Here is a 14808-nt window from a genome sequence, read left to right as displayed (position 1 = left end):
AGATAAAAGGAATTTTCTATTTACTTTCTTTTGATATTTGTTTATTATTTACTTTGTTGGAAATTTTAAAATAAAAGTGGGGGTTTTTTCTATGTCTTTCTACAAAAAATTAATGAGCTCTATTCTTTCGGGAGTTCTAATCTTCTCTGCAGTTGGAAGTGTATCTGCAGCTGATTCAGATCAAGTTGCTCTTGAAGAAGCAGGTCTTGAAAATGATACATATATTTCAGAGGAGCAAGCAAAAGACCTTGAAGAAGTATTCGCTGCTGTAGAGACTCTTCCAGAGGATGTTATCAACGAAGGAGACGAAGCAGTAGTAGATTATTTACAAGATAACGTCTCTGATGGGGTTGTCGTTAAAGAAGAAGGTGATGTTGTAGCATTTGGAGTCGTCGGTTGTGCTTCTGCTATCGGCTTAGCAATCGCTACAAATGTATTCCCTATTGCAAAAATCACAAAATTAAAATCCATCATCAAAACTGCAGGTGGAGCTACAACGTTTACTAAAACGTTGATTAAATCATATAATTCAGCTCGTAAGTTTAAAGCTACTAAATCAGCTGCAATCAAAATTGCTGTAAAAGCTGCTGCTAAAAAATCTGGACCTGATACTGTCGCTGCAGTAATCGAGATTTTTAACGTCGGATCTGTTTATAGCGCATGTTTTGAATAAATAAAAAAATCACTTATGAGCTTGTGTTATGAGCTTATAAGTGATTTTTTAAATATTATTAAGGATGATACTAGACAATGAAAAAAATCATAGTTACCTTACTTGCTTTACTTTTAGTTATTGGATTCTTTTTTTGGTTAGAAGATAATAAAAAAAGTAAAAATAAAATCATAGAAAAAAATCAATGGGGCATCAATGCACTTAAAGTTAACGAAACTAAAAATAAATTCAAACTTGAAGGTAAAGGAATTTCAATTGCCATACTTGATACTGGAATAGATTATGATCATCGAGATTTAGATATTAAAAAAAGTATAAATTTCACTAAAGAATCGAGTTCTAAAGATAATAACGGACATGGTACCCAACTAGGTGGAATTATTAATTCTCAAAAAAATAATGTAGGAATTACAGGCATAGCCCCACAAGCTGATATATATTCAATCAAGGTTTTGAATGATAACAAAAGTGGAGATTTCGAACATGTGATTACAGGATTAAAATGGTCGATTGATCATAAAATCGATATCGTATTAATGAGTTTGGGAAGTCTGAAACCCAATAGTGAACTTGAAAAATGGATTAAAAAAGCCGATCAGAATGGTACTCTTTTAATTTCTGCAATCGGCAATTTAGGTTATCAAGGAAAGGGAAATTATATTGCTTATCCAGCAAAATATAAAGAAGTATTAAGTGTTGGCGCAGTCAAAAAAGACAACAGAAGATGGTCTCAATCAAGTATAGGAAGCAAAATTGATTTAATGGCTCCAGGAAAGGATATTCTCACAACCTCATTAAATAATAAATATGCATATATTGATGGAACTTCTATTGCAGCTTCTTTCGTAGCAGGAAGCGCTGCATTATTAAAAGAATATGACTCTAAACTTTCTAATCATGAAATTAAAAACATTTTAATTCAAACTGCAGTTCCACTAGGAGATAAAATAGAATATGGAAATGGATTGATTGATATTGAAGCTGCAATTGAATATGTTAAAAATCATAAATAACATTTTATGATTTCATCTCAAAAATTTCGTTAGTAAAAGCTCTTCATTTGCTATAAATGAAGAGCTTTTACTTTAGTCATCCTAAGCATTATTTATTTAGTAATAACAACTATAAATGGTAACAATTCTTCAACTCAGCTAAAGAGATGTTGAGAGCTGAAAAACCTTTACTAAGGGATAATCACGACAGAAATCGTCCGGTCTTTATCGTCATCTTCATCCGAAGTATTATAATACTTCTCCAAAAGTGTACTTAGTTCTCCTTGGAAATCTTTGAAAGATTCATCCGATAAATTTAGCTTCACTAGTGAGAAAGTAGATTGATCTTGCTGATCTTCGGTCTTACTTTTCTCATAATAATTTTTGTAGTTTTGTAAGATATACATGAAGTAAAACGAGACAAAATCAATTTTTTCACTATAAGTTGCTGAGTTCCAATCCTCTTCATTGATTTTATATCCTTCAGTATTTAAAGCATAAAACTTCTCTTCTACTTTTCCTACTTTTTGAAATCCGACCACCTTAAGTAGGTTGTCGTCCATCATAAAATTCACTTGTCGATATAATGTAGACTGTGGAACATCTTTTAATAGTTCATTCAATTGTCTGATCGATAGACCTTGTTCAATATCGATCAACTCTAAAGCAATTTTAAATCTCACCTGATTTTTGAATAAATTAAAATCCATGTTGTTTAGCATCCTTTGCTAATAATTTACCGTAAATTTTCTCTTCAATTTTCTCAACTTCATCTAAAGTATAAATATCTACTAAGCTCAATACTATACCTTCATTCTCTTCAATCCAATTTTTTATCTTTACCAACTGGATAGAGTCAACACCTAAATCAAACAATGAGTCTTTTTCGCTAATCGTATTTAATGACAGTACGTCAATCAACATCGTTCTAAACTCACTCGGAAGTCCTGTTAAATGATCCGAATCACTTGTATCTGTCATAAATCCATGTCGTTCAGCTGCTAAGTCTAATAATTTTTTTGAATCGATTTTTCCATTACTCGTCAGAGGAAATTCAGAAATGTTGAATATAACGTTAGGCAGTTCATACAGGGCTAGACTTGCACTTAAATGATTTTTAATTTCTGTATTGTCTAGCGGAACATCTTTTTCATATACTAATACGATTTTATCCTTGCTATCCTCTTGTTTCATCAAAAGAACTTTTGTTTTAAAGTCAAACACTTTCTGGAATTGATTCGCGATTTGGTTTAGGCTAACTCTATACCCATTTACTTTCGCCCTCGAATCTTGTCGCCCGATGAATTTGACATGATGTGGCGAAACAAACTGACCAATATCGCCTGTAAGGTATAAGTATCCTAATGTTTCATGGTATATAAAGGTCTCTTTCGTTTTTTTATGATCATTCAAATATCCTAAAGCTACACCATTTCCTCCGATTGCAATCTGACCTTCTGAACCAAACTCTTGAAGCGTATACTCATCAGTAAGGATCCACACGGTCTGGTTCTTCATGGGATAACCATAAGGAATGAATGAATAGTCATTTATATTCGCTTGATTGATTTCATATAAGATTGACCAAATCGAACATTCTGTAGCGCCGCCTAAACTATACACCTTGGCAGCACTAAAATTTTGAAGTACACGAGTGGCAACTTCTTTTGATACGAAGTCGCCACTCATTAAGCATACCTTCAAATTATTCTTTGCATCTTGAGATAGCACAACTTCCCTTAAAAAATATTCCATGACGCTTGGGACGGAATTCCACACTGTAATTTTGTTATGTTCCATGACCGACTGGACCTCATCGAAATCACGCTGATCTCTTACAAGATAGAGGGTTCCTCCTGAGAGCGCTGCGCCGAAAATATCAAAGATGGATAGATCAAAGCAGAACGATGCTAGACATAAAAACCCATCCTGAGTATCTAGTTCCATTCTGTTCTTCATATCAAACAATGTATTCATGACTTGGTAATGGCTCTCCACCACTCCTTTAGGGACACCTGTACTGCCGCTAGTAAACATTACATATGCGATATCATCGCCTGCTTCTAGCTTTTCATGGAAGGGAACGGTCACTTCATCTGCATGAAGTTCTTTCATCGAATGACCATCTAGCAAATACCGCACATTTGCATGTTCCAAGACATGTTCCGTTTTAGCGGATGGACTATCCGGATCAATCGGAATAAAATAATTTCCGGAAATCAATATGGCATACATCTGAATGATGGTCTCGATTTCTCGATGAGCCATGAAGGCGACCGGTTGACTCGTTCCTGATATTTTTTGAGCTAGCGAGGACGCTCGAGAATACAATTCATTATAGGTGATTTGTTCTGCTGAATCTTTAATGGCTATATATTCCCCGAATTTTCTTGAGGCATTCGCTAAAACTTCATGGATTTTGGTCGGAAAATATTTAGTCATCGTATTATTGTACTCAGCTAAATAGTCTTTTTCTATTATCATATCCTAATCCCCTTTTGCTGAATGTTTCGTTCAAACTAGTTCCTTTTTAAAACCTGAAGGATCGCTCAATAGGTCATTGATAAAAAAGTGACCACCCTCGAAAGATTTGATGTGACACTCAGAGAGTGTCACATCCTTCCATTTCATGACCTTAGAGAACGGTATCATGTTGTCATGAATCCCGTTCCATATCTCAATGCTAGATTTAACTTTTGGACTCCATCCATTATGAAGATACTTTCGTAATAACGTGAGATCGTTCTTCAAAATTTTTCCGTAATAATCAATCAATTCTTTGCTGTCTAATACTTCTTGGGGAGTACCACCCATGCTTCTTAAGTACGCCACAACTGAAGCATTATCCATTTCTCTATCATAAGATTGATCATCTACACAGTGCGGAGGAATTTGTGCACTCAAAATTACTTTGTACGGTCTATTCAGATTGAGTTCTTCAATTAATGCGCACGTTTCATAAGCAATGAATGCTCCCATGCTGTGACCAAAAAGAATATACGGCTTAGTAAAATCGATTTGTTTTATTATTTCTTTTTTAACTTTTTCCATCGTATACTCAGAATCCTCATACCGTCTTCCTCTTCCAGGCAACTCATAATTAATTATCGTTACTCCATCAATTTGTTTCATCTGACTGTAACTATTCAAAGAGCCGCCTGCAAATGGAATGGCAATCAACTGAATATCTATTAATACTTGTTCAGAACTTCTTTTAGATAACATTTGATCACCTCATCAGAAATAGAATTTTTGAGCGTGACTTTTGATTGATACTGTACGTCCGGGGAGTTTTCCGAAATGATGGTATTTTCTTCAGGTTCATAAAAGACATTTTGTCTGAACAGTGGAATCAAGACTTTGATTTGATTCAAGTTACTGTCATTTTCCGCATGATCCATCCATTCCTCGTACGAGACCAGTTCAATTGTTTTTTGACTCATTTCTTCTAACAGTTTAATACAATGTCCAAATGTCACTAAGCTTTCTGAAAAGTAATTGATTACTCGATTCTCATGATTTTTATTCGTTTCAGCAATCATTCTCTCTACAGCGACGTTCACAGGAGTCAAATCCGTCTCAAACTCCAAGAATTCTTTAGGACAATATCCAAGTTGATGGATGGATACAATTAATCTCCAGAACAAATCATTTTCAGGAACGCTATACGTTCTGTCATTTCCTGCTATTCGTCCTAGTCGTTGTACGGAAACCCCATCCCTGGTTGTTCGATACTGCCTCAAATATTTTTCAGCGACAACTTTACTTTTTACGTAACTTATCGGAGCTAACTCTGTATCTTCGATAATATAATGATCATGCCCGAGGACCGAGAGCGTCGAAATATGATTCACTTTTTTTATAAGGTTCAACTGTGAAAACTTCATGATCATCTGTAATCCTTTTACGTTCGTCTCAAGAGAATCCTTTAAGGATGCCATGAAATTTACATTTCCGGCACAGTTATATATCTCTGACACGATTCCAGATAAGTGAAGGTACGTCTCTTCGTCTAACCCTAAAAATTCTTGATGGATATCTCCTCGGAAGACTCGTAAGTTGTGTAGATTTAACGATACATCCGTTTTAGAAATACTTTCTAATCGTTTCATAAGTCTGATGTGTGCTTCATACTCGTTTATTCCTCTTACGATGCAATATACGATATGGTCGTTTGATAACAATTGATAAACAAGCTCACTTCCTACGAGTCCAGTTGCTCCAGTCACTAATACGTGATTCGTCGTAGAGACTTTTGCGCTCTCTGCAGGGTGCTCTTGGAGATAGTTCTGAATAATCTCCTCTTCGTTTTCAAGTTCCTCCTCGAAACCGAAGATCTTTAAGGTTGGATTTTCGAAAAACATGAGCGGGTTTAAATCGTAATCGTAATCTTCCTTTAAAATAAAAAGCATTTTAGACATCTTTAAAGAATTGCCACCGATCTCAAAAAAATCACTGTGCTCATCAAAATCAGAATGACCTAAGACATCACGCCATATTTGCTTTACATTTTCGATAAACGAATTCTTTTCAATAATCGCCGTCCCATTTACTTCATTTTTCTCTTCTATTTCTTCGATTCGAGCCACGGAAACAGCCTCCTGAGTTTCTAAAATAGAAGGATTTATGGATAGCGAGCCTAGTAGTTCATTCGCTAATACATCTCCATCAAATTTCGTTACATATTGCATAACTTCTTCTATCCAAAAAGATAGAAGATGAATGTCATCCGAAGAAACTAGTCGATCACTGTAAGAAATCTTGAAGTGTACTTTATCATCCATGGCGACACTTAAACTCAAAGGATAGTTTGATTGTTCATTTGCTTCGATGTCCTTAATATGATCCATCCGATTCGGCTCAGGATAGTTGTCCACTATAAAGATAGTTTCATATAGGTCCTGGTTAACCCCAAATCCGACTGCCTTCTTCAGTTTTCTAGTATCCGTATTATCACTATTACGATTAAACGCTTCTATTTGATGGATTAGATCGGCAAATGACTGATGATCATCAATCATTAAATACGTAGGTGATGTATGAATAAACATTCCAACCTGCTCTTCAATTTTGAAAACAGGACAATTCCTTCCTGATTTAACCGACCCAAATAAAACGTTTTTCGAACCCGACAGCTTTGAAATGAGCATTCCCCAGATGGTTGCCATGGCATTCGCTACTGATACTCGTTCAGTTTTGCAAAATGTCATGAATGACTCGGAATTCTCATAAGGTATGGTTTTTCTAAGTTCGATGTTGATATCTTCTGGATTTCTCAGTTGTACGTCTTTACTAAACAATCGATTGTCGATTGCTCTTAGCTTCTCGAAGGATGTAGTATCCTGGTGCTTTCGTCGTGCTAATAGCCATCTCGAATACTCATCGTTCGTTATACTTCGACTCTTTAGAATTGGTGACGTGTCAGTTCTCCATAGTTCCTTCATGAGAATCCCAATACTCCAACCATCGAATAAAATGTGGTTAAAGATTAAAACAGCACGTGTATCTCCATTTTCTAATTCAAATAAATAGAATCCATACAAATGGCGATTGCTTTGATACTTGAATGTTTTATATTCTTCTTTAATGAGGGCATCGATTTCAAGAAGGGTTCTAGGGTGTGCTCGATGCTTGTGAATCGTCGAAGTGATTTTTTTATCAATCACTTGAATGAAATTGTTTTTCGCTGTTCTGACAAACCTTGTTCTTAACGCCTCATATTTTTCGATAACACCTTCCATTTTAAAAACTACCGAGTCTATGTTCTCGGTCGTTGTCCAAGCAAAGTGATTCACGTAGCTGTTTTCACTACTGACCCCTGAATAAATCATTTCCTCTTGTAATGGGAATAGTGGTTGGACTCCTTCAATCTCCAAATGAGATCCTAAGTTTGTAAACTCTTCATAATCAAGCAATTCAAAATTCAGCTTGTTTATTATTTTTAAATGATTGATCAATTCAGGCTTGTTCAGTTCCATGTCAATGACTTCTTTTGACGCCTTCAAAATAGCATCACTACTCGCGACATTCAGGAGTGTGATTCTATACTCGTCATCAAACTCAATTACATTAATTGTCGGAGGCATTTTCTGAAGGTTTTCCTTTGCAATATCCAGACTATCCACTTGATAGTCGTTTTTCTTGCCCGCCAATTTGACTATGTTTACGAAGACTGAATTACCACCAGAGTCTACATTACTTAAATGACTCTCTACATTATTGAGTTGTAAAAACACCTGATTAATCGTAGCGTGACGAGGAAGCGTGAGTCTCTTGAAATCCGTCATCCATCCGACAGTGTGATTGAGATTGAACTCTTTCAATGTATCTTCAAATCTGGCATTGCGTTCAAGCCATACATTCAACGTCTCATTAGTCAATCTCACAATGGTTTGGAGAATGATGCTCGTCGTGAACGTACTCGTTAGTTGTGTCTCATTATCCAAGGTCTGTTTTTTTACAATCAACTCTTGCCCATTTAGCTTTGTATCATAGAGAGGATTATTCGCATCATCATTCAAATCAAAAGCATCCATAATCGAACACTGCTGCTGTTTTGCTATGACTGATTGTTTCGTCGAATGGTCTGTTCCTTGAATCTCATTCCCTTGGAGTAACTGCCGAATTTCATTTTCTAAGATGCTCCACGAATGGATATCGACGAATAAGTGATGAATGATCCAAAAAATATGAATCTCATTATTTTCATAGCAGTATAAAATTTTAGAAGTCTCACCCGTATAGATATTAAGTCCAGCTTGCATAGAATCAGTATCAGCATTCATTTCATCGATGCCTGAATATCGCTTGAATCGATTTTCTAAAGCGATCGATGCAACGTCCATGACCTTCACTTCTCTCGAAGTCAGCACAAAACTACTTCTTAGCATAGGATGGTGCTCATAAAGGACCTCGAAGCTCTTCAGCAGTTGCTCTTCTGAAACGCGCGGTAGCGTAAGCGATTGCGATTGATTCCAATGATTGACTTTATTCAAGTTTAAGTTGAAGAACCATTCTTGAATCGGAGAAATACTGAAACGATGTAGTTTTTCTCCGTACTCCACTGGTCCATGTTCATCTAGAGTCATTGCATCTGACAGATTTTCAATGGTTTGGAGTGTTAAAATATCCTGACTCGAGATATGAAGTTCTTTTTCTTTGAGTAACGAAACGATTTGAATACTCTTAATCGAATCTCCGCCTAAATCAAAGAAGTTCTGATTAATTCCGATTGATTCTGTTTTTAATACACTACTCCATATATCAAGTATCATTTTTTCTTGTTCGTTTCTTGGAGCAATTACTATGTCAATTTCATCATGATTCATATCAGGTAACGGGAGTTGCTTCTCATCAACTTTCCCATTGACGGTCAGAGGCATCTTATCGACCTTCATTATTTTGGTCGGAATCATGTAGCTAGGCAATTGGGTGCTCAAGTATTGGATGAGTTGCTTTTCACCCCATAAAGAATGCTTAGGTTCAGAAACAACATACAATGCTAGTTCCGATCCCCCTTCTTCATTGAAATAGATTGTGTAGGCTTCCTTTACGCCCGCAAATCCCACCGCTGATGACGAAATTTCTGTTAATTCTACACGATTCCCTCTTATTTTCACTTGTAGATCATTTCGTCCGATGTAATGAAGTTCATGCTCTTGAAAACTCCCTAAATCACCAGTCAAATACATTTTTTGACCATACTGTGCTAGAGATGAAGGTACATCTTCAATTCGTCCTTCGTTATCCGCTCGATCCACGTATGACTCACAGGTTGAAGGACCGACGATAGCGATTTCCCCAGTGCTTCCATCAGGTAAAATATTTTTGTAAGCATCTACAATCACGACGCAAGAATTAGAATTGGGAATCCCAATGTTACTCTCTGATTCTTTCGAGGAATACGATACACAAACTGATGCTTCAGTCGGTCCATAACCATTCAGAGTAACAACATCTTCATGGAGTGTTCTATTCTTCTTGAATTTCTCTCCACCGCTCACAATCATCTTCAAAGAATGACATTTCGAGAAATCATAGGCATTTAGTAAGGATGGAGTGATAACCATATAATTGATTTGATGGTTCAAAATAAAGTCAGTGAAAGTAGAATAGTCCTCTTCAAAAATCACAATCTTATTACCTTTAATGATGTTCGAGGTCATTTCAAAAATACTCGCATCAAAGGAAATAGAAGAGAGGAATGCAGCATTCCATTTACCCTCAATTCCATAGTCATTCATAAGAGAGGACATGAAGTTGCTCAAATTAAATCGTGAGATTTTCACTCCTTTTGGCTTACCTGTTGTACCAGATGTATATAAGATGTAAGCCAAACTCTCGTCTTGTGCATCTCCTACGTTAAAGCGTTCAAATTCTTTATTATTGATGTCAGCTGCTTTAAATCGAAGAAGATGATTCAAATCCTTTAGATCCAAATCGCCCTCATGCAAGATGAACTGAGGTCGACATTCCGAAATAATTTGAACCAATCGATCATACGGATGTTTTCGATCAATGGGTACGTATACATATCCATACTTGAGACAAGTCAAATAAAGAATAATTTGATTAGTGGATCGGGAACCATAGAAGAGAATTTTATCCCCTTTGCCCACATCTGATTTCATTAGTTTCACATTGAATTGTTCAATCGAATCATGCAATTCGGAATACTTGATTGTTCTTCCTTCATAAACGATTGCAGCATCATGATTATCAAGGCTAATAGTTGAGAGGAAGTCTGAAATCTCTTTCTTACTAATCGAGAAACGTGGATTATTCATCTCCACCAATAATTTTGTTTCTTGTTGTCCCAGTACAGGATGATATATCATGCTTTGATTCGATTCATCTAATACTCGGGCACCCCATTCTAAAAACAACTCCATCATGTTTACGATCTCGTACTTATTGAATAGCTGGGTAGAATACTCGATCTGTAGTTTAGATTGATCACTCTCATAAAAAACTAATGAGATAGGGAACTGAGCGGTTTGATGATCATTATTTGAGACGAGTAATTCTTCTAATTTCTGACTTTCAACCATTTGATAATTTAATACGGTCTGGATCATCGATAATCCATTGCTAGCAGTCGCATCTTTTTCGCTCCACTTTAAGATATCTGAGTAGCTCGCATTCGAATGATCGACAACATCATATAGAGTTTGTTTCGTATGGCTGATATGCTCATCAAATGACTGATTCTCGTTTCTATAACTCACAAATGGGACGAATGATAAGAACATGCCTAAAGTGTTTTCGAATGCTGGTGGTCTTATCGATACAGGACTTCCAACGATCATGCTATCTTGATTAAAATATTTGATCAAGAATTGGGAATATAGTGCAAGGAGAACATTAAATTTAGAAGCAGAAGAAGACCGTGCCGTCTTATTTAAGGTTTCTATGAAACGCTTCTTGATATCTACTGTGACAATCTCTCCTGCAAAATTGTAAGGAAGCTGACTCGACTTCTGAAAATTAATTTTTTTATCAACGTTTTTCAAGCTCTCGATCCAGAACTGTTTCGTTTCATCCGATGGTAAAGTTGGTGATGCGTGTAAGTAATCATCAAATTGCTTGATAGAATTCTCCTCACCTACATTAGTGGAAAACAGTTGGTTCAAGAAAATCCCCATCGATTCTCCATCGAAGATGATATGATGAATCACCACGACTATCCAGTGCACATCCTGATATTGAATGAACGTCATTCGGATCAAGGATTCATTCGGATCATCCAGATTGAAACAGTAGTTCAGTTCACTGTTTTTAAATTTAATAAATTCTTGCTCCGTTTCGGCTACTACTTCAAAGAACGAAGGACTATTATGAACACTCTTTTTGATGATTAGTTCCTTGTCATTATTCAATTCAAAACGATACCTAAAGAGTTCGTGTCTATCGATTAAATTTAAAAATCGCTTTTTAATAGGGAGTTTTTCTGATACTGCTATTTTTTGTATGAACGGAATGTTGTAGATTGGTAACCCAGGATTATCACTTGATATAAAATACATCGATCGTTGCATATCCGTCGGATTCAATACAACCTCTTCATTGATTTGATTCTGGTCAATCAAAACTGACACTTCAGCTTGTGTCTCTTCATTACCGATAAACAAACCTCGAATTTCAGCAATACTCGGACAATTCATGACAGCCTTTAAGCTTATTTTTTGATCGTATTTATCATTCAAGACATGCGTAAGTTTGACGACTTTCAAAGAATCTAGATCATAATCAAAAATTGTTTTTCGATCGTCGATCCGTTCATTGTTTAAATATTCACTTAAGAATGTATTGAATTCATCAGTAAGTACTGAAGTTGTTTCCACAAGCTTTTTCGGCTTACTCAGTCGGGTCGCTCGCAACTCATTTTTGTTGATTTTTCCATTCACATTCAGTGGCATCGTGTCCAACTGGATAATTTTTTGAGGAATCATATACGATGGTAGTTTTGCTTTTAGAAATGCTTTAACCTCAATATTTGTGGACTTACCGACATAATACAATTCAATAAATTTATCCGTTCTAGAATCGTCATTGAAGAGGGTAGCACATCGTTCTACACCATCGAAGCTATTGAGAACAGCTTCGATATCGTTCAATTCAATCCTATATCCTCTTAACTTGATTTGTTTGTCCTTCCGACCGCTATAATGCAAGCAAGCACCATCGAATCGAACAATGTCACCTGTGTGATAGAAGGTCTTCGTTACTCCATCGATGTCTTTTGACGTGAATGCCTTAATAGTCTTTTCATGATCATTCAAATACCCCATTGTCATTCCTGAACTTGCGACGATTAATTCGCCCGGTACTCCAATTGGGACGACTGAGCCTTCCGTGTTTACAATCTGAGCATGGCTATTATTTAGTAAATATCCAATCGGAATCGATTGCGATGCTGCATCCTCTCGAGGAATTTGATAGGTTGTGGTGAATGTAGTCAATTCGGTTGGTCCATAGCCGTTATATAACGTTAGATCGATTGAATTTTGGTATGCTTTATTAATGTGGGCAGGTGATAGGGCTTCTCCCCCTACAAAAAGTGTCTTTAGCCCTGATATCAATGAAAAATCCAAATCGACGAATGTGTTAAATAGACCTGCTGTCATCCATGCAGTAGTCACTCCCTTCTCAGAAATGGCACGATTCCAGTTATAGATATCGAAAACTGGCTCTTTTACGATTGTGATGGATGCCCCATTAAATAGAGGTAGCCAAATTTCAAAATTACTTGCATCAAAAGCAAATGATGAAGATTGAGCGAAGTTCTCATCGACATTTACGGGATAAAATTGGCTATCGAGAGCAAATGAAATGATATTCCCCGAAGAAACCATGATTCCCTTCGGTGAACCGGTAGACCCTGATGTATAGATAATTTGTGTACAGGTGTTCTTCGCAACGTAAGAAGGTACTCGGTTCTGTAATACATTCGTACTGAACAGGTTTTCCAAGGTAATGGATGGTGTAGTGAATTCGTACTCGTCAGAGGTCGTATTATCCAAAATGACCATTCCTACGTTGGCATCCTGCATGATGTACTCAAGACGACTCGAGCCATACTTTTTATCTAAAAATACATAGGGTATGTGTAGATATTGGAGCGCAATCATTAATTCAATCGTTTGAGCAGATCGTTCCGTCCATATCCCGACTGTTTCATCTTCTTTGATTGACAACTCGCTCAAACTATCTATTAAGGTATGACATGATGTAATGATGTCTTCGTACGTATGATGTTGTTCCTCTTCGAAAATCGCGATTTTCCCGGGTGTAGTGGAGACTTGTTCCTCAATGATTTCTAAATATGATTTACTCGAAATTCTAGTGTTTGTAGTGCTTTTGATTTCGCTTTTTCGTAAAGAAGAAAGCACTTTTCCAGCTTCAGCATTTGAGTCTAAGTTGATGATTTCTTTTAGAATTTCTTCGACATAACTGAGGATGTTCTCTGCCTGTGACACATCAACCACCTGTTCATGAAACATGAGTTTTGCCATTATTATATCTTCGACAATTCCGAATGATGCCGTAATATCTGACGTAGAGAGTTCCGTCCCCTTTATAACTTTGTAGTTCATGTCCATTGATGGAGTCGGATAATTCTCAAACACGAAAGTCGTATTCGAATAGGACGTATTGTTCCCAACGTTCAGAATGCTATTTTCGTTTCGTAAAGACAAAGGGCCTTGCTTTTGAAGTTCTAAGTCATCATCCATGATGTTTTTTAACAATTCATGGATAGTGTTCTCTACGCTGAATCGGATTCGTTTAGATCTCCGCTGAATCGTCATCCCAATCAAGTCATCATTTTGCTCTTCCAAAATAGAACGACCCGAATCGATTACACTAAAAAGTACGTCTTGCTTTTGAGTGTATAAACTTAATAGCGTAGCCCACGCCGTCTCAAATAATGCTGCAACAGTAATTTTATTGTTTTTACAATATTCAAAAATATCAGAGTAGCTTATATCGATTTCTCTACTCTTTTCTGAAAAGACATCCCTATTTACTGTTGATATGTTAGGAAAAGGCGCACCTCTAAAATCATTTAAATAGTTTTCCCAGAATGAATCAGACTTTTTCATAGTATTTTTCAAGCTACCTTTTATATAGTCGCTATAAGAATGGTTCAGAGTATTCCTTTTTTCGTCTATTATATTATCTTCCGATTCGTATAAGCGATCGACCTTATCCAAGGTGGCACTCATGCTCCATCCATCAAGTAAAAGATGGTGGAACGTCCAAACAAGGTATGTTCCCTCTGGCGTCTCGAGCACTTTGAACTTAGTCAACGGTAGATCGTTAATCGAAATATCTTTTTCGGATTTAGCGATGACTTCAATTTCTTCTATTGAACACAGGTGTTCTGACCACGTATAGTTGGCATCATCAATCACTACTTGCATATCATCATTCAATTTACCGAATACGAATTTAGTTCTAAATATTTCATAATGATTGAGTATTGCATGCCAGCACTTTCTGTATCTTTCTTTGTCACTGTAATGGATCTCAATGATTGCTTGACTAACATAAGCATTGGTATGGTCATGTAACTCACATTCATACGCAATCCCTTTTTGGATTTCTGTCATAGGATATACAGATAGAATTTTCATGTGGTTC

General features: G+C 36.4%; 6 protein-coding genes. 2 read left to right on the top strand and 4 right to left on the bottom strand.

Annotation, left to right across the window (positions count from 1 at the left end; genetic code table 11):
- The first annotated feature begins 91 nt into the window (after positions 1–91).
- Complete coding sequence (locus ADM98_RS00875; protein WP_053451833.1) at positions 92–673, top strand: hypothetical protein; 582 nt, start codon at positions 92–94, stop codon at positions 671–673.
- A 77-nt stretch (positions 674–750) separates the two neighbouring features.
- Positions 751–1686 (top strand): S8 family peptidase, encoded by a 936-nt coding sequence (locus ADM98_RS00870; protein WP_053451832.1) that lies wholly within the window; start codon positions 751–753, stop codon positions 1684–1686.
- Positions 1687–1856: 170 nt separating this feature from the next.
- Here ADM98_RS00870 and ADM98_RS00865 read toward each other — a convergent pair whose 3' ends face one another.
- From ADM98_RS00865 to ADM98_RS00850, 4 genes are read right to left on the bottom strand one after another with little or no spacing between them, the layout of a single operon-like run.
- Complete coding sequence (locus tag ADM98_RS00865) at positions 1857–2375, bottom strand: hypothetical protein (protein ID WP_053451831.1); 519 nt, start codon at positions 2373–2375, stop codon at positions 1857–1859.
- Positions 2365–4149, bottom strand: a complete 1785-nt coding sequence (locus ADM98_RS00860) for a non-ribosomal peptide synthetase (RefSeq protein ID WP_053451830.1) — start codon at positions 4147–4149, stop codon at positions 2365–2367. The genes ADM98_RS00865 and ADM98_RS00860 overlap by 11 nt, the downstream gene beginning before the upstream one ends.
- A 30-nt stretch (positions 4150–4179) precedes the next feature.
- The gene (locus ADM98_RS00855) at positions 4180–4890 is read right to left on the bottom strand and encodes a thioesterase II family protein (RefSeq protein ID WP_053451829.1); all 711 of its coding nucleotides are present in this window, start codon (positions 4888–4890) and stop codon (positions 4180–4182) included.
- Positions 4857–14801, bottom strand: coding sequence for a condensation domain-containing protein (locus ADM98_RS00850; RefSeq protein WP_053451828.1), 9945 nt, complete (start codon positions 14799–14801; stop codon positions 4857–4859). Before ADM98_RS00850 ends, ADM98_RS00855 begins: the two co-directional genes overlap by 34 nt.
- Positions 14802–14808 lie beyond the last annotated feature (7 nt).

It is taken from the genome of Exiguobacterium sp. BMC-KP (assembly GCF_001275385.1).
Taxonomy (GTDB): domain Bacteria; phylum Bacillota; class Bacilli; order Exiguobacteriales; family Exiguobacteriaceae; genus Exiguobacterium_A.
The sequence above is the reverse complement of the archived record's forward strand: the minus strand, read 5'-3'. Positions and strand labels throughout refer to the sequence as shown.